Origin of the sequence: Streptomyces shinuiensis (assembly GCF_043660855.1) — a bacterium.
In the GTDB taxonomy this organism is placed as follows: domain Bacteria; phylum Actinomycetota; class Actinomycetes; order Streptomycetales; family Streptomycetaceae; genus Streptomyces.
Genome location: NZ_JBIHML010000001.1, coordinates 3,932,222 through 3,949,001 on the forward strand (window position 1 = coordinate 3,932,222; position 16,780 = coordinate 3,949,001).

Genomic DNA, 16,780 nt, shown 5'->3' on the forward strand with positions numbered 1-16,780 from the left:
CCTACCCTCGGCCGCATGAGCAGCGACCAGCAGCAGCCCCGCGGACCCGTCGACTCCTCCCGTATCCCGCGCTTCGCGGGCCCGGCGACCTTCGCCCGCCTGCCCCGCCTGGACGAGGTGGGCCGCGCAGACGTCGCCGTCGTCGGGGTGCCCTTCGACTCGGGCGTCTCCTACCGGCCCGGCGCCCGCTTCGGCTCCAACGCCGTCCGCGAGGCCTCCCGTCTGCTGCGGCCCTACAACCCGGCCCAGGACGCCTCGCCCTTCGCGCTCGCCCAGGTCGCCGACGCGGGCGACATCGCCGCCAACCCCTTCGACATCCACGAGGCGGTCGAGACGGTGGAGGCGGCGGCCGGCGAACTGCTGGACACCGGCGCCCGGCTGATGACGCTGGGCGGCGACCACACCATCGCCCTGCCCCTGCTGCGCGCGGTGGCCCGTGAGCACGGCCCCGTCGCCCTGCTCCACTTCGACGCCCACCTGGACACCTGGGACACCTACTTCGGCGCCGAGTACACCCACGGCACGCCCTTCCGGCGCGCGGTGGAGGAGGGCGTCCTCGACACCTCCGCGCTCTCCCACGTCGGCACCCGCGGCCCGCTGTACGGCAAGAAGGACCTCACCGACGACGCCAAGATGGGCTTCGGCATCGTCACCTCAGCCGACGTGATGCGGCGCGGCGTGGACGAGGTGGCCGACCAGCTCCGCCAGCGCATCGGCGACCGCCCGCTGTACGTCTCCATCGACATCGACTGCCTCGACCCGGCCCACGCCCCCGGCACCGGCACCCCGGAGGCGGGCGGCATGACCTCCCGCGAGCTGCTGGAGATCCTGCGCGGGCTGGCCTCCTGCAACCTGGTCTCGGCCGACGTGGTCGAGGTCGCCCCCGCCTACGACCACGCCGAGATCACCTCGGTGGCCGCCTCCCACACCGCCTACGAGCTGACGACGATCATGTCCCGGCAGATCGCGGCCGAGCGGGAGTCCGCGCAGGGGTAGGGACGGCCGGCGGCCCCCGTGGTCACCGCGGGGACCGCCGGTGACCACGGGGGCCGCCGAGGCAGGCGTCGCAGGGCTCGGCGGGCGGCTGCGGCGTCAGTGCGCGGGAGAGGACGACGCCGGTGACGGCGACACCGGTGGTGAAGGCCAGCAGGCCGAGGAACACGGTGCTCATCACGTCGCCCGGCCGGCGCGTGTGCCGCGCAGTTCGAACCACACGCTCTTGCCGGAGGGTTGGAGTCCGCCGTGCCACACCGTCCCCCAGGCGGCGGCGAGTTCCCGGACCAGGAGGAGGCCGCGGCCGTGCTCGGCCTCGGGCGGTATGCCGGCTCCGGGGGACGAGGGGCGCCCGTGGTGTCGTCGTCCTGGACGGACACCCTGATCCGGTCTCTTCCGACCGTCGCCTTGAGGGTGAGCAGCGGCACCTTCGTGTGGAGGTGGACGTTCGAGACGACCTCGGAGACCAGCAGCCGGGCCGTCTCCGCCAGCGCCGAGTGGCCGCTGGCGTCGAGCAGTCCGGCCACCATGTCCCGCGCGACCTTCACGGTCTCCGGGATGTTCGGGGCCCGCAGCTCGTAAGTGCGGGCCCGCTGAAGCGCGTTGACGAGCACGGTGGCGGGTGTCGGGTCGGTCATGGTGCCCCCTGTGAACGGATACGGTCGCCGCTCGCGCTCGCCACCGTGGCCCTGTCGTCCCCCGAGCACACCCGTGGACGGGCGCGTACGGACGACCGCACTGCGGATTTACCGGCATGCGTAGCGGTACGGGTACGGACAGTAGGGTACACATGTGTACCGGTACAAGGTTGCGGAAGATTTTCCCTCGTGCGAGTGGCGTCGTGATATAGGTACGCGGCAGGCGCGAAGGCGGCTACGGAAAGGGACTGTTGGAGCCATGCCCCCAAGAGATGCCCCCACCGTCAGACAGATGCGGTTGGGTGCGGAGCTGAGGAAACTCCGGGAGCGGGCGGGCAAGACCGCCCGGGAGGCCGCCGGTCTACTCGGTGTCGACCACGCGAGGGTGAGCAACATCGAGTCGGGGCGCATGGGGATCAGCGAAGAGCGCATCCGCCGCCTCGCCACCTTCTACGCTTGCATGGACGCTGAATATGTCGATGCCCTCTGCGCCATCGCGCGGGAGCGGCGTGGAGCGTTCTGGTGGGAGGAGTACCGCGGTGTCCTGCATCCCGCCTTCCTGGATATCGCCGAGTTGGAGCACCATGCTGCCTACCTGCGGTCCATCCAGACGCTCTCGATGCCCGGGCTTCTCCAGACGGAGGAGTACGCGCGGACCCTGTTCAGCAGTGTGGTGACGAGCCTGCCGGCCGAGGAGATCGAGGCGAGGGTCGAGTACCGGATGAGGCGCCAGGCGATCCTGGACAGAGACAGTCCCCCACCGCTTGACATGGTCATCCACGAAGCGGCTCTGCGAATGCGCTTCGGTGGCCGCGAGGTGACTCAGGGGCAGCTTCGGCATCTTCTGGAGGCGTCCGAGCGCCCTGCGGTCACGATTCGGGTCATGCCCTTCAGTACCGAGCGGTTCATCGAGGTGACGCAGCCGATCCTCTATGCGGGAGGGGTCGTTCCCCAACTGGACACCGTTCAGATGGACACCCATCTGGGTGGAAGCTACTGGGACGCGGAGGCAGAGCTTCAGCGGCACCGGAAGCTGCTCGACGTGGCGGAGAGCGTCTCGCTCGGGGAAGAGAAGTCGAGGGACGTCATCCACCGCATCGCGCGAGAACTGTGAGGGAGTTCGGTATGGCCGAAGAACTCGAATGGCAGAAGTCCTCGTTCTCGGGGAACGAGGGTCCCAACTGTGTGGAGGTCGCGCGGCGGGGCGACGACCTGCTCATACGGGAGAGCGACGAGCCGGGGCTCGTCCTCGCCACGAGCCGGGCGGGTCTGGCCGCGTTCATCGCGGGGATCAAGGCTGGGGAGTTCGACCGCTTCGCGCGCTGATCCCCTCGGCGCGGCGGTTTCGCGGCGGCCGAGGCCCGCACCGGGCATGCCCGCCGCCGGGCGCCGGTCAGCGGGGCCTGAGGCCGTGCAGCAGGTGGTGGACCAGGTCGTCGGTCATGCCGAGGGCCTCGGCCGGCTCCAGCATGCCGCCCGCCGTGAAGCCGGCGATGCCGTGCAGGGCGGCGCCGGTGAAGAGGGTCAGGCGTTCCGGGTCGGCCTCGACGATCTCGCCGCGCCGCTGCGCGTCCGCGATCACCCGTTCGAAGAAGCCCACCGTCCGGTCGACCCCGGCGGCCATCTGCCCGGCGGCCTCGGGCTCGTGCTTGCGGGCGTACATGAAGGCCAGGAGCTCGGCGTTCCCGGCGGCGAAGGCGAGGTAGGCGCGGGCGAGGGCGGTCAGGCGGGGCTGGAGCGGGAGCGCGGGGTCGTCGGCGCCTTCGAGGGCCCGGGCCAGCCGGTCGTAGCCGGCCAGGGCCAGGGCGTCGAGCAGGGCCTGTTTGTCCTTGAAGTGGCGGCCGGGCGCGGCGTGGCTGACACCGGTCTCGCGGGCCAGCTCGCGCAGGGACAGGGAGGCGACCCCCTTCTCCCGCAGGGTGCGCTCGGCGCTCTCCAGCAGGGCGGCGCGCAGGTCGCCGTGGTGATAGGGGCGGCTTCGGGACATGCGGGCCATCGTATCCCGATGTTGACGCCGACATCATTGTTGTCATTGTCCATTTTGAGGCCATGGCGGCCGATGAGGACAAGTGGTGGAACGCCGCCCACCTCCCCGGTCTCGCCGGCCGCACGGCCGTCTTCACGGGCGCCGACAGCGGCATCGGACCCCACCGCGGCGGACGCGCCGGCCCGGGCGGGCGCGCATGCGGTGTTCGCCGTACGGGACGTGGAGCGGGGCCGCGCGGCGACGGTGACGGCGGACCTGCCCGGCGCGGGCTGCGTCGGCCCGGACGGGGGGCGGAGGCGCGGGGCGGGCCGATGCCGGTGGTGCGCAGTGCGGCGGCCGGCGATCCGGTGGCGGCGCGACGGCTGTGGGTGATGTCGGAGGGGATGACGGGAGTCGGCTTTCCGGTGGTGACCGCAGGTCGCTGAGGGCACTGAGGGTGCTGGGGTGCTGGGGCGCGCGCCCGGGCCGGGCGGAGGTGGTCGAAGCGACTGTTGCGGCTGCAACCGCTTCCGGAAGTGTGGCCGCGGCGTACCGCCGCGCGGGTTCCGCCGACCGGAACCCCTTGTTTTTCGGTCACGTTTGGAACGTTGCGTATCCGGACGTATGCACAGCGTTTCGAGGCCGGCGAAAGTGATCGATCGAAACATCGCTGGTGATCGGTGTATGCGCCCTGTACCCCCGGGGGTTACAGCAGGCTACTCATTTAATACGCAACGTTACTCGAAATGATCGTCGAAGGTGCATCCGGCGCCGCTTGCCGACAGACTCACGTTCGCTATCCGTTACACACCGACGGAAGGACGCGTCATGCGGAAAGCGGTGAAGTGCGCCCTGGTGAGCGGCCTGCTGGCCATGGGCACGCTCGCCCCGCTGTGCGGTGCGGCGCTCGCGGCGCCGGCGCCCCACGCGCCCTCGGCGCTGGTGCTCGCCGCCGCGCCGGAGCGCACGGGGGAGGCGGGCGGCGCGGGCGCGCCGGTCTGCGCCCCCGATGGTCCCGGAAGCCCAGGGAGTCCGGGGGACCCCGGGGGCTGTTCCACGCCGGAGGTCCTCTGCGTGTGGCCGGACGGCGCGAAGGGGGACGGCGCGGAGGTGTTCGCCATCTGACGGAACCTTCCGGCGGAAACCGGGGCCCGCGCCACCTGGGACCCCACTGAAGCGGCCGGTCGCCGTGCACGCCCCGGACAGGCGGCGCGAGCGGGCCGGCGGGCCCCGCGGTCACCTCCTCACCGCGGGGCGGGCCGAACGAGCGGACGGGCGGAGAGCCGGTCCTGTGGGGGGTGCTGGCACGCACCGCCCGTCGACGCCGCGGCCTCACCGAGGGCGCGGTCCGGAGAGAATGCCTGGCTCTCCGGACCGCGCCCCTTTGCTCGCTCCGAGGTGGATCAGATGGCGACGACGGTGAGCAGGCGGTCGAGCCCCTTGAAGTCATCGGGGTTGCGAGTGAACAGCGGCAGGCCGTGGATCGAGGCGATCGAAGCGATCATCAGGTCCATGCGGCGCGGCCGCGGATCACGTCCGGTGGCGATCGTCAGTGTCACAAACGTGCCGTAGCGCGCCGTGGCTTCCTTGTCGAAAGGGAGGGGCTCGAAATCGGCGGTGGCCGCGGCCAGTACTTCGCTTCGTGCCGCCCGGGCGGCCGGGTCCCTTGCCGTGGCGACCCCCTGGTGCAGTTCGGCAAGGGTGATGGCGGTGAGTTCGGGGACACGGGGAAGCCGCTCGGCCGGCAGCAGGTCGAGATCGATGTACGCGCAGGTGTCCAGAACTCCTGCCTGGTGGCGGTCAGCCACGACGACGCTCCCAGGGGTCATCATCGCCGACACGGTCCTCGCTGCCGAAGAATTCGCCGGCCTCCCTCCGCATGGCGGCGTAATCGATGCGAGGCAGTTTCCGATGTTTGGCCACCAACTCCTCCGCGGTCATCTTGCGCCTGCGGGCGAGGGGGCGCAGCTCAGCGATCTCTATGCCGTTTCTGGTGATGTGGTAAGTCTCGCCCGCTTCGACCGCGTTCATCACGGCGGCGGAGTTGTTGCGGAACTCGCGCTGATTGATGACCTTCATGAAGGCAATGTAGCACCAAGTGTCATGAGGTGCTACACCGGCTTCGTCGGGTCCGTCTTCCCGCCGGCGGGATGAAATACGGTCGCCCGCGCGTTGATCCACCGGTGCAGTGGACACACAGGGCGACACGCGGTCGCATACGGCGACGCACAGCCAGCGGGAGGTAACCGGAAGTGGCGGGTACGCAGGCGGGGGAGACCGGGGAGACCGGGGAGACCGGGAAAGCCGGGGACACGGGGGAGGCCCAGGGCGCGCGGCGGCCGGGCTGGGCGCGGCGGCTGACCGCGTACTGCTGGCGCTACCGCCGCAACGTGCTGCTGTCGCTGGGCGCCTCGCTCGGCGGCATGGCCGTGATGGCGCTCGTCCCCCTGGTCACCAAGGTGGTCATCGACGACATCGTCATCGGCGGCGGAGGCGGGCTCGGCCTGTGGATCGGGCTGCTGGCCGCCGCCGCGGTCGCGGTGTACGGGCTGACGTACGTGCGCCGCTACTACGGCGGCAGACTCGCGCTCGACGTCCAGCACGACCTGCGCACCGATATGTACGACTCCATCGCCCGTCTCGACGGGCGGCGGCAGGACGAGCTGTCCACCGGGCAGGTCGTCGGGCGGGGCACCAGCGACCTCCAGCTCATCCAGGGCCTGCTGTTCATGACGCCGATGATGATCGGCAACATCCTGCTCTTCGTCATCTCGCTGGTCGTGATGGTCTCCCTCTCCCCGCTGCTGACGCTGGTGGCGCTGGCCGTCGCGCCCGCCCTGACGTTCATCGCCCTGCGCAGCCGCGACCGGCTCTTCCCCGCGAGCTGGTACGCCCAGGCCCAGGCAGGCGCCGTGGCCGGGGTGGTGGACGGGGCCGTCGGCGGTGTGCGCGTGGTCAAGGGCTTCGGGCAGGAGGAGCAGGAGACCGGCAAGCTGCGCGCGACCGGCCGCGAGCTGTTCGCCGCCCGGCTGCGCACGGTGAAGCTGAACGCGCGCTACACCCCCGCCCTGCAGGCCGTCCCCGCCCTCGGCCAGGTCGCGATGCTCGCCTTCGGCGGCTGGATGGCCACCCGCGGCCAGATCACCCTGGGCACCTTCGTCGCCTTCTCCACCTACCTCGCCCAGCTCGTCGGGCCGGTGCGGATGCTGACCATGATGCTGACCGTCGGCCAGCAGGCGCGGGCGGGCGTCGAGCGCGTCCTGGAGCTGATCGACACCGAGCCGGCCATCCGCGAGAGCGAGAACGCCCGCGAGCTGCCCGCCGACGCCCCCGCCACCGTCGAGTTCGACCGCGTCGGCTTCGCCTACGACACCGGTCCCGACGCACGGCCGGTGCTGGAGGACTTCTCGCTGAGCATCTCGCCCGGCGAGACCGTCGCCGTCGTCGGCACCTCCGGCAGCGGCAAGTCCACCGTCTCGCTGCTGCTGCCGCGCTTCTACGACGTGACCTCCGGCGCGGTGCGGGTCGGCGGCCACGACGTGCGCGAGCTGACCTCCGCCTCGCTGCGCGCGGCCATCGGCCTGGTGCCCGAGCACAGCTTCCTGTTCTCCGACACCGTCCGCGCCAACATCGCCTACGGCCACCCCGACGCCACCGACGAGCAGGTACGGGCCGCCGCGCGCGCCGCCCAGGCCGACGGCTTCGTCTCGGACCTGCCCGACGGCTACGACACCGCCGTCGGCGAGCAGGGCCTGACGCTCTCCGGCGGCCAGCGCCAGCGCATCGCCCTGGCCCGGGCCATCCTGTCCGACCCCAGGCTGCTGGTGCTGGACGACGCGACCTCCGCCGTGGACGCCCGGGTGGAGCACGAGATCCACGAGGCGCTGCGCGGGGTGATGGCCGGCCGCACCACCCTGCTGATCGCCCACCGCCGCTCCACCCTCTCCCTGGCCGACCGCATCGCCGTGCTCGACGGCGGGCGGCTGGTGGACGCCGGCACCGACGCCGAGCTCCAGGAACGCTGCGAGCTGTACCGGAGGCTGCTCAGCGACCCCGACGAGCTGGGCGGCGTCGAACGCGATCCGGCCGGGCAGGCCGCCGCGTCCCGGAAGGTGTCCCGGGCGGCGTCGAAGGACGGGGAGTCCGGCGGCCGGGTCGACGGTGTCACCCCCGAGCTGTGGATACGGGAGGGCGACCCGGAGGACACCGCCGCCACCACCCCCGGCGCGCCCGCCCCGGCCACCGGTGGCGGGCCGGGCTTCACGGGGGCCCTGGCCGGGGTTCCGGCCACCTCCGAGATGCTCGACAAGGTCGCGGCCCTGCCCCCGGCCGACGACACCCCCGGCATCGACGAGGAGCGCGCCACGGCCGCCGAGTCCGCCTACGGGCTGCGGCGTCTGCTGCGCGGCTTCCGCGGGCCGCTGCTGCTGAGCCTGCTGCTGGTCGTGGTCGACGCGGTCGCCGGACTGCTGCTGCCGGTCCTGGTGCGGCACGGCATCGACGAGGGCGTCCAGCAGGCGGCGCTCGGCGCGGTCTGGGCCGCCTCCGCGCTGGCGCTGGTCGTCGTCCTCGTCCAGTGGGCCGCGCAGACCGGCGAGACCCGGGCCATCGGCCGCACCGGCGAGCGGATCCTCTACACCCTCCGCGTCAAGATCTTCGCCCAGCTCCAGCGCCTCGGGCTCGACTACTACGAGCGCGAGCTGACCGGGAAGATCATGACCCGGATGACCACCGACGTGGACGCCCTGACGACCTTCCTGCAGACCGGGCTGGTCCAGGCGATCGTCGCGGTGCTGACCTTCTTCGGCATCATGGTCGCCCTCGTCGTCATCGACGCGGGGCTCGCGCTGGTGGTCCTGGCGACCCTGCCGCCGCTGGTGATCGGCACGGTCTTCTTCCGCCGCCAGAGCCTCAAGGCGTACGAGCTGGCGCGCGAGCGCGTCAGCGGCGTCAACGCCGCCCTCCAGGAGGGCGTCGCCGGTCTGCGGATCGTGCAGGCGTTCCGCCGCGAGGAGCGCGACGCGCGCCGCTTCGCCGAGCTCAGCGACGGCTACCGCCGGGCGCGTGTGCGCGGCCAGTGGCTGATCTCGGTGTACTTCCCCTTCATCCAGTTCCTCGCCTCCCTGGCGACCGCCGCCGTGCTGATCGTCGGGGCGAACCGGGTGGGCGACGGCACGCTGACGGCGGGCGCGCTGGTGGCGTACCTGCTCTACATCGAGCTGTTCTTCGCCCCCGTGCAGCAGCTCTCGCAGGTCTTCGACGGCTACCAGCAGGCGGTCGTCTCCCTGGGCCGCGTCCAGGAGCTGCTGCGCGAGCGGACGACGACGCCGCTGTCGAAGGAGCCGCGAGAGGTGGGCCGGCTGCGCGGCGAGATCGTCTTCGAGGGCGTCGCCTTCCGGTACAACGCCGACAGCGACAGCGACGGGAACGGGAACGGGGAGGGGAGCGGGGCCGGGGAGGGCGGCGAGAACGCGCTGTCCGGCATCGACCTGACGATCCCCGCCGGGCAGACGGTCGCCTTCGTCGGCGAGACGGGCGCGGGCAAGTCCACGCTGGTCAAGCTGGTCGCCCGGTTCTACGACCCGACCTCGGGCACCGTCCGGGTGGACGGCGCCGACCTGCGCGAGCTGGATCTGGCCGGCTACCGCCACCGGCTCGGTGTGGTGCCGCAGGAGTCCTACCTCTTCCCCGGCACGGTGCGCGACGCCATCGCCTACGGCCGTCCCGGCGCCACCGACGCCGAGGTGGAGGCCGCCGCGCAGGCGGTCGGCGCGCACGACATGATCGCCACGCTCTCCGGCGGCTACCTGCACCCGGTCGCCGAGAAGGGGCGCAACCTCTCGGCCGGGCAGCGGCAGCTGATCGCCCTGGCCCGCGCGGAGCTGGTGCGCCCCGACATCCTGCTGCTGGACGAGGCCACCGCGGCCCTGGACCTGGCCACCGAGGCGCTGGTCAACCAGGCCACCGACCGCCTGGCGGGCCGCCGCACCACCCTGGTCGTCGCCCACCGCCTCACCACGGCCGCCCGCGCGGACCGGGTGGTGGTCCTGGACCACGGCCGGGTGGTGGAGGACGGCACCCACGCGGAGCTGCTGGAGCGCGGTGGGCGGTACGCGGAGCTGTGGCGCACCTACGCGGGCGTGCCCGCGGGCGCGGCGGTGTGAGCGGTGGTGCGGGCGGTGGTGCGGGCCGGCGGGTGCGCGGGTGCGCGGGCGGCCGTACGGGTCAGGGGCGGCAGAGCGCGGCCAGATACTCGTCCACCGTCTGCACCCCCCCGCCCTCCAGCGGCTCGTCGCCCTCCCTCCAGTGGACGGCGGCGATCTCCTCGCCGGGTGTGAACGGCGCCGGCGCGTCCGCCTCGGCGGTGAACAGGGCGCCGTACAGCGTCCGGCGCTCGGGGCCGACCAGGGTGCGGGCGAAACCGGCGAACCGCAGCCGCTCCGGGGCCACTTCCTGGCCGGTCTCCTCGCGCAGTTCGCGTGCGGCCGCCTGACGGGGCGTCTCCCCGGGGTCGATCTTGCCGCCCGGCAGCTCCCAGCAGCCGCGCTCGCGCACCCGCACCATCAGCAGCCGCCCCCGATGCCACAGGGCCACCAGGGCGTAGCCCACGCGCGCGTCGGCGAAGACCGTGTCCTCCGGCTCCCGGTGGAAGTCCAGCAGTTCCATGCCCCGCGGCCCGCGCGCCAGTGGGGTCCGTCCGTCCGTCATGGAACCCGTCGCGGCGTTCGTCGTGGTGTCGGTCATGGCGGCGAGCGTACGTCCGCGTGCGGCGGACGCGGTACCGGGCGGGGAACGGCCCGCGGCGCGTGCGCGGGGGGCGCGGTCTCCCGGGTTCCGGCGCCAACCCGCTCTGGCGGGGCCGGTGTTGCGCCGGATAGGTTCGCCGCGTTCACGGACAAGCCCACGGGAGGGCACATATGCGCAAGGCGCTCAGAGCGCTGCTGACCCTGCTGGTGCTCATCGGCACCGTCAGCGTCGGCAGCGCGTCGGCGGGGGCCGCCACCGCGGCCGGGACCGACATCGAGGACCGCATCCTCGCGATACCGGGGATGCGCCTGATCGAGGAGAAGCCGGTCGACGGCTACCGCTTCTTCGTGCTGGGCTACCGGCAGCCCGTCGACCACCGCAGGCCCTCGAAGGGGAACTTCGAGCAGCGCCTGACGGTGCTGCACCGGGGCGAGGACCGGCCCACCGTCTTCTACACCTCCGGCTACGGTCTGCGCACCACGCCCTCGCGCAGCGAACCGACGCGGATGACCGACGCCAACCAGGTCTCCATGGAGTACCGCTTCTTCACCCCGTCGCGGCCCCGGCCCGCCGACTGGTCCAAGCTCGACATCTGGCAGGCGGCCAGCGACCAGCACCGCATCTTCCGCGCGCTGCACCGGATCTACGACGAGGAGTGGATCTCCACCGGCGGCAGCAAGGGCGGGATGACGGCCACGTACTACCGCCGCTTCTACCCCGGCGACATGGACGGCACGGTCGCCTACGTCGCGCCCAACGACGTCAACGACAAGGAGGACTCGGCCTACGACGAGTTCTTCGCCACCGTCTCCACCGCCGAGTGCCGCGAGCGGCTGAACGCCGTGCAGCGCGAGGCCTTCGTGCGCCGCGACGAGATCGTGGCCCGCTACGAGGCGTGGGCGAAGGGGGAGGGCTACACCTTCACAACCGTCGGCAGCGCCGACAAGGCCTTCGAGAACGTGGGCCTGGACCTGGTGTGGGCCTGGTGGCAGTACGGATCGGAGTCCGACTGCGGCCAGGTGCCCCCGGCGAGCGCGACCACCGACGAGCTGTACGACTTCGTCGACCGGGTGGCGGGCTTCTCCTTCTACACCGACCAGGGCCTGGAGTACTACACGCCGTACTACTACCAGGCCGGCACCCAGCTCGGCGCACCGAGCTTCGACACCCCGCACCTGGACGGGCTGCTGCGCTACCCCGGCATCTACGACCCGCGCTCCTACGTCCCGCGCGACATCCCGATGAGCTTCGACGGGAAGGCGATGCGCGACATCGACAAGTGGGTGCGCAAGGACGCCGAGCGGATGCTGTTCGTCTACGGCGAGAACGATCCGTGGGGAGCGGAGCCCTTCCGGCTGGGCCGCGGCAGTGAGGACTCCTACGTCCTGACCGCGCCCGGCGCCAACCACGGCGCGAACATCGCCGGGCTGGAGGCGGACGACAGAGCCCTCGCCACCGGTGCCCTGATGCGGTGGGCCGGTCTGGACGCCGACGCGTCCGCGAAGCGGAAGGCGGCGCCGCTCGCGCCGTACGACGCGGAGCTGGACCGGGCCGACAAGGCCGACCGGCGGATGCTGCGCCCGTAGGACGCGCCCCGTACCCGGAAACGGTGGGCGCGACCGGATCGCCGGTCGTGCCCACCGCCGCGTCCGGGTGTTGTGGCCGGACGGGGTGTCAGGGCGGTTCGCCGACCGAGCGGATGGAAGGCGAACAGCGGTCCGCCGCCGTCCGACATCGGCGGGAAGCCGCCGCCCCGGGCAGCGGCGGGAACGGCGCCTCGGTGTCCTGGGGCGGCGCCTCGGCCCCGCCCGCGCCGCCGCTCCCGACGCATGCGGCCGGCAGCCCCGCGGCCACTACGGCCACCGCGGCCGCGAGCGCCTTCCTCACGCTTTCCACCACGCGCCTCCTCGGGCCGGGGAGGCCGCCGACCGGCCTGCGGGGGAAGTCAGTCGGTGCGCGGGGCCGCGGTCGAGGCGCGGACCATCAGCTCGGTGCGGACGGTCGCCACGCCTCCGGGGGGTGCCGACTCCCGGCCCAGCGCCAGCCGGCCGGCGCGGGCGCCCGCCTCGTGGAGCGGGATGCGGACGGTGGTCAGGGCGGGGGAGGCGTCCGCGCTGAAGGGCAGGTCGTCGAAGCCGGCCACGGACACGTCCCCGGGGATGCTCAGGCCCGCCTCGCGCAGTGCGGCGCAGACGCCGAGGGCGACGGTGTCGTTGGCGGCCAGCACGGCCGTCAGGCCCGGTTCGCGGCGCAGCAGCTCCAGGGCGCCGTCGTAGCCGGAGGAGCGGTCGTACGCGCCGTGCACGGTGAGGCGTTCGGTCTCCGCGAGCAGAGCGCGATCGTGGTCGGCCAGTGCGGCCCGGTGGCCCTCCAGGCGGTGCCGGGTGGTGGTGCGCTCGGCCGGGCCCGCGACGTAGCCGATGCGGCGGTGGCCGAGTGCGAGCAGATGCCCGGTCAGGCGGCGGGCGCCGCCCCGGTTGTCGAAGGCCACGGTGAGCGGCGCCCCGTCGCCGTCCGCCTCCGGCAGCGGCGGCCTGCCGCACAGCACCACCTGGGTGCCGGCGGCGGCCAGCCGGCGCAGCCGGGTGGACAGCGCCTCGGTGTGCCCGGGGTCCTCCACCGAGCTGCCGGTGAGGACGACGGCGGCGGCGCGCTGGCGCTGGAGGAGCGTGAGGTAGGTCAGTTCGCGCTCGGGGGAGCCGCCGGTGTTGCACACCACCGCCAGTTTCCCGCCGGCCTTCTCCGGCTCCATCTCCGACTGGACGGCGCTTGCCATGATCCCGAAGAACGGGTCGGCGATGTCGTTGACGAGGACGCCGACGAGATCGGAGGTGGCGGCGGCCAGGGAGCTGGCCGGCCCGTTCACGACGTACTCCAGCTCCTCCACCGCGCGCAGCACCCGGCTGCGGGTGGCTCCGGCCACCGGGTAGTTGCCGCTCAGTACGCGCGAGACGGTGGCCGCCGAGACCCCGGCCCGGGCCGCCACGTCCGCCAGCGTCACTGCCATCGATTCCTCCGGTGCGGTTCTCGTCCGCGGGTGTCGTCTGCGGGTCTTGTCGTGAGTGCTGTGGGCAGGCTAGCTTGCCTTGGGGTAGAAAGCGCTTTCTAAAGCGAGAGGGAAGCTCATGACACGCAGGGTCGTACGGATCGCCATGAACGGCGTCACCGGCCGGATGGGGTACCGCCAGCACCTGGTCCGCTCCATCCTCGCCATCCGCGAGCAGGGCGGGCTGGAGCTGGGCGACGGCGATGTGCTGTGGCCCGAACCGGTCCTCGTCGGGCGCCGGGAGCACGCACTGAGGGCGCTCGCCGAGCGCCACGGCCTCGACCCCGGCGCCGTGAGCTGTGACCTCGACGCCGTACTGGCCGACGAGAGCGTCGAGATCTACTTCGACGCCCAGGTCACCTCCGCCCGCGAGGCCGCCATCCGCAAGGCGATCGCCGCCGGCAAGCACGTCTACACCGAGAAGCCCACCGCCACCGGCCTCGACGGCGCGCTGGAACTGGCCCGGCTCGCCCGCGAGGCCGGCGTCAAGCACGGCGTGGTGCAGGACAAGCTCTTTCTGCCGGGGCTGCTCAAGCTCAAGCGGCTGATCGACGGCGGCTTCTTCGGCCGCATCCTTTCGGTGCGCGGCGAGTTCGGCTACTGGGTCTTCGAGGGCGACTGGCAGCCCGCCCAGCGCCCCTCCTGGAACTACCGGTCCGAGGACGGCGGCGGCATCGTCGTCGACATGTTCCCGCACTGGGAGTACGTGCTCCACGAGCTGTTCGGCCCGGTGCGCACCGTCCAGGCCGTCACCGCCACCCACATCCCGCAGCGCTGGGACGAGCACGGCAAGCCGTACCAGGCAACCGCCGACGACGCCGCCTACGGCGTCTTCCAGATCGAGGGCGGGATCGTCGCCCAGATCAACTCCTCCTGGACCGTGCGGGTCAACCGCGACGAACTGGTGGAGTTCCAGGTCGACGGCACCGAGGGGTCGGCCGTCGCCGGACTGCGCACCTGCCGCGTCCAGCACCGCTCCGCCACCCCGAAGCCGGTGTGGAACCCGGACCTGCCCGTCGGCGAGTCCTTCCGCGGCCAGTGGCAGGAGGTGCCCGACAACCACCCCGAGGGCGGGGAGTTCGACAACGGTTTCAAGGCGCAGTGGGAATTGTTCCTGCGTCATGTGGCGCTGGACGATCCCTACACCTGGGATCTGCTGGCCGGCGCCCGCGGCGTCCAGCTCGCCGAACTCGGCCTGGCCTCGGCCGCCGAGGGCCGCCGCCTCGACGTACCGGAGCTGAGCCTGTGATCCGCCTGCCCGACGCCCGCGGCGTCCTGCGCGAGTACACCCCCCGCGCCGAGCCCGCGGTGCCCGCGGTCCCCGCCGCCGGGAGCCCGCCGCTGGTGTCCCGCACGGTGTTCTCCGCCGCCCACGTCGTCGCCGACCCGTTCGCGGACGGAACGCCCGACGGCCCGGCCGCCGTGGACTGGGACGCCACGCTCGCCTTCCGCCGCCATCTGTGGTCCCATGGCCTCGGCGTCGCCGAGGCCATGGACACCGCCCAGCGCGGCATGGGCCTGGACTGGGCAGCCGCCGCCGAGCTGATCCGCCGCTCCGCCGCCGAGGCCGCCTCCTGCGGGGGCCGTATCGCCTGCGGGGTGGGCACCGACCAGCTCACCGGCCCCGCCGCCGGTCTGGACGAGGTCCGCGCCGCCTACGAGGAGCAGCTCGCCGTGGTGGAGGAGGACGGCGCCCAGGCGATCGTGATGGCCTCCCGGGCCGTGGCCGCCCTCGCCCGTGGCCCCGAGGACTACCTGGAGCTCTACGGGCACCTGCTGCGCCAGGTCTCCGAGCCGGTGATCCTGCACTGGCTCGGCCCGATGTTCGACCCGGCGCTCACCGGCTACTGGGGCGGCGAGGACCTGGACGCCGCCACCGAGACGTTCCTCGCCGTCATCGCCGAGCACCGCGACAAGGTCGACGGCGTCAAGATCTCCCTGCTGGACGCGGACCGCGAGGTCGGGCTGCGGCGCAGACTGCCGGGCGGGGTGCGCTGCTACACCGGGGACGACTTCAACTACCCCGAGCTGATCGCGGGCGAGGACCCCGCGGCCGGCGGGCGCTTCAGCCACGCCCTGCTGGGCGCCTTCGACCCGCTGGCGCCGCTGGCGGCCGAGGCCGTGCGGGTGCTGGACACCGGGGACCCGGCGGGCTTCCGCAAACTGCTGGACCCCACCGTCGAGCTGTCCCGCCACCTGTTCCAGGCCCCGACCCGCTACTACAAGACCGGCGTGGTGTTCCTCGCCTGGCTGGCCGGGCACCAGGAGCACTTCGCCATGGTCGGCGGGCTGCAGTCCGCGCGCTCGCTGCCGCACCTGGCGCGGGCGTACGAACTGGCCGACTCCCTGGGGCTGTTCCCCGACCCGGCGCTGGCCGAGACGCGGATGCGGCACCTGCTGGCGGTCCACGGGGTGGCGGCATGAACCCGTTCCCCGAGGCCCCCGGGACCCATGCCGCTCCCGGCGCCGCCTCCGGCGGCTGCACCGACCGCTTCTCCATCAACCAGGAGACCGTCAGGCAGCTCTCCCTGCCCGAACTGGCGAAGGCGTGCGCCGAACTGGGCGTCGGCGGCGTCGGCCTGTGGCGAGCGCCCGTCCGGGAGTACGGGGTGGAGGCCGCCGCCCGCCTGGTGCGGGACGCGGGCCTGACCGTCACCAGCCTGTGCCGCGGCGGCTTCCTCACCGCCGCCGGCCCCGCCGCGCGCCGTACGGCGCTGGAGGACAACCGGGCGGCGGTCGACGAGGCGGCCGGGGTCGGCACCGACACCCTGGTCCTGGTCTGCGGCGGGCTGCCCGACGGCGACCGCGACCTGTACGGCGCCCGCGAGCGGATCGCCGACGCGCTGGCCGAACTGGCCCCCTACGCGGCCGAGCGCGGGGTGCGGCTGGCCATCGAACCGCTGCACCCGATGTTCGCCTCGGACCGCTGCGTCGTCTCCACCCTCGGACAGGCCCTGGACCTGGCCGAGCGCTTCCCGGCCGAGCAGGTCGGCGTGGTCGTGGACACCTACCACGTCTGGTGGGACGACCGGGCGCCCGCGCAGATCGACCGGGCGGGGGAGGGCGGCCGCATCGCCGCCTTCCAGCTCGCCGACTGGTGCACCCCGCTGCCGGCGGGCGTGCTGCTGGGCCGCGGGCAGCTCGGGGACGGCTCGGTCGACTTCCGCTTCTGGCGCGACCGGGTGGCGGCGGCCGGCTACACCGGCTGGACCGAGGTGGAGATCTTCAACGAGGCCCTGTGGGACCGCGACGGCCGTGAGGCGCTCGCGGAGACGGCGGAGCGCTTCCGCGTCCACGTCCTGTAGGGGTGGAGCCCGCGAGGGCCACCGAACGGACGCGGTCCACCACCGTCGCGCCGTGGACCGCGCCGGGCCGCCGTCGCCTCCCGTA

16 protein-coding genes are annotated in these 16,780 nt (G+C 73.0%); 10 read left to right on the forward strand and 6 right to left on the reverse strand.

Annotated features, from left to right (window positions below; all coding sequences use genetic code 11):
• The first annotated feature begins 15 nt into the window (after positions 1-15).
• Positions 16-996, forward strand: coding sequence for an agmatinase (gene speB, locus ACGRHY_RS17895; RefSeq protein WP_394636325.1), 981 nt, complete (start codon positions 16-18; stop codon positions 994-996).
• A 22-nt stretch (positions 997-1,018) separates the two neighbouring features.
• Here the strand turns inward: speB and ACGRHY_RS17900 are convergent, their stop codons facing one another.
• The gene (locus ACGRHY_RS17900) at positions 1,019-1,171 is read right to left on the reverse strand and encodes a hypothetical protein (protein WP_394636326.1); all 153 of its coding nucleotides are present in this window, start codon (positions 1,169-1,171) and stop codon (positions 1,019-1,021) included.
• Positions 1,172-1,242: 71 nt separating this feature from the next.
• Here ACGRHY_RS17900 and ACGRHY_RS17905 point away from each other — a divergent pair, with 71 nt between their 5' ends.
• From ACGRHY_RS17905 to ACGRHY_RS17915, 3 genes are all read left to right on the forward strand, one after another.
• A complete protein-coding gene (locus tag ACGRHY_RS17905) occupies positions 1,243-1,575 on the forward strand; it encodes a hypothetical protein (RefSeq protein WP_394636327.1) in 333 nt (110 codons plus the stop codon).
• Positions 1,576-1,890: 315 nt separating this feature from the next.
• Positions 1,891-2,745 (forward strand): helix-turn-helix domain-containing protein, encoded by an 855-nt coding sequence (locus tag ACGRHY_RS17910; protein ID WP_394636328.1) that lies wholly within the window; start codon positions 1,891-1,893, stop codon positions 2,743-2,745.
• Between the two features lie 11 nt (positions 2,746-2,756).
• Positions 2,757-2,957 (forward strand): DUF397 domain-containing protein, encoded by a 201-nt coding sequence (locus ACGRHY_RS17915; protein WP_394636329.1) that lies wholly within the window; start codon positions 2,757-2,759, stop codon positions 2,955-2,957.
• A gap of 67 nt (positions 2,958-3,024) precedes the next feature.
• Here the strand turns inward: ACGRHY_RS17915 and ACGRHY_RS17920 are convergent, their stop codons facing one another.
• Entirely contained in the window at positions 3,025-3,627 is a 603-nt protein-coding gene (locus ACGRHY_RS17920) for a TetR/AcrR family transcriptional regulator (protein ID WP_394636330.1), read from the reverse strand.
• Between the two features lie 798 nt (positions 3,628-4,425).
• On the opposite strand from ACGRHY_RS17920, the gene ACGRHY_RS17925 reads away from it, so the two are divergent.
• A complete protein-coding gene (locus tag ACGRHY_RS17925) occupies positions 4,426-4,722 on the forward strand; it encodes a hypothetical protein (RefSeq protein WP_394636331.1) in 297 nt (98 codons plus the stop codon).
• A 278-nt stretch (positions 4,723-5,000) separates the two neighbouring features.
• Here the strand turns inward: ACGRHY_RS17925 and ACGRHY_RS17930 are convergent, their stop codons facing one another.
• Together ACGRHY_RS17930 and ACGRHY_RS17935 are read right to left on the reverse strand one after the other, a co-directional pair.
• Entirely contained in the window at positions 5,001-5,405 is a 405-nt protein-coding gene (locus ACGRHY_RS17930) for a type II toxin-antitoxin system VapC family toxin (protein WP_394636332.1), read from the reverse strand.
• Positions 5,398-5,676, reverse strand: coding sequence for a type II toxin-antitoxin system Phd/YefM family antitoxin (locus ACGRHY_RS17935; protein WP_394636333.1), 279 nt, complete (start codon positions 5,674-5,676; stop codon positions 5,398-5,400). Before ACGRHY_RS17935 ends, ACGRHY_RS17930 begins: the two co-directional genes overlap by 8 nt.
• 278 nt (positions 5,677-5,954) lie before the next feature.
• Between ACGRHY_RS17935 and ACGRHY_RS17940 the strand changes: the two genes are divergently transcribed.
• Positions 5,955-9,761, forward strand: a complete 3,807-nt coding sequence (locus ACGRHY_RS17940; protein ID WP_394638103.1) for an ABC transporter ATP-binding protein — start codon at positions 5,955-5,957, stop codon at positions 9,759-9,761.
• A gap of 61 nt (positions 9,762-9,822) precedes the next feature.
• Here the strand turns inward: ACGRHY_RS17940 and ACGRHY_RS17945 are convergent, their stop codons facing one another.
• Positions 9,823-10,341 (reverse strand): NUDIX domain-containing protein, encoded by a 519-nt coding sequence (locus ACGRHY_RS17945; RefSeq protein WP_394636334.1) that lies wholly within the window; start codon positions 10,339-10,341, stop codon positions 9,823-9,825.
• A 173-nt stretch (positions 10,342-10,514) separates the two neighbouring features.
• Here ACGRHY_RS17945 and ACGRHY_RS17950 point away from each other — a divergent pair, with 173 nt between their 5' ends.
• Positions 10,515-11,930 (forward strand): S28 family serine protease, encoded by a 1,416-nt coding sequence (locus ACGRHY_RS17950; protein WP_394636335.1) that lies wholly within the window; start codon positions 10,515-10,517, stop codon positions 11,928-11,930.
• A 359-nt stretch (positions 11,931-12,289) separates the two neighbouring features.
• Here the strand turns inward: ACGRHY_RS17950 and ACGRHY_RS17955 are convergent, their stop codons facing one another.
• Positions 12,290-13,351 carry a LacI family DNA-binding transcriptional regulator gene (locus tag ACGRHY_RS17955; RefSeq protein ID WP_394636336.1) on the reverse strand — a complete coding sequence of 354 codons (1,062 nt, stop codon included), beginning with the start codon at positions 13,349-13,351 and terminating at the stop codon, positions 12,290-12,292.
• 118 nt (positions 13,352-13,469) lie between these two features.
• Here ACGRHY_RS17955 and ACGRHY_RS17960 point away from each other — a divergent pair, with 118 nt between their 5' ends.
• From ACGRHY_RS17960 to ACGRHY_RS17970, 3 genes are read left to right on the forward strand one after another with little or no spacing between them, the layout of a single operon-like run.
• Positions 13,470-14,639 (forward strand): Gfo/Idh/MocA family protein, encoded by a 1,170-nt coding sequence (locus ACGRHY_RS17960; protein WP_394636337.1) that lies wholly within the window; start codon positions 13,470-13,472, stop codon positions 14,637-14,639.
• A complete protein-coding gene (locus tag ACGRHY_RS17965; protein WP_394636338.1) occupies positions 14,636-15,814 on the forward strand; it encodes a dihydrodipicolinate synthase family protein in 1,179 nt (392 codons plus the stop codon). Before ACGRHY_RS17960 ends, ACGRHY_RS17965 begins: the two co-directional genes overlap by 4 nt.
• Positions 15,811-16,695: a sugar phosphate isomerase/epimerase family protein gene (locus tag ACGRHY_RS17970; protein WP_394636339.1), complete on the forward strand. Its 885-nt coding sequence runs from the start codon at positions 15,811-15,813 to the stop codon at positions 16,693-16,695. The genes ACGRHY_RS17965 and ACGRHY_RS17970 overlap by 4 nt, the downstream gene beginning before the upstream one ends.
• The last annotated feature ends 85 nt before the right edge of the window (positions 16,696-16,780 follow it).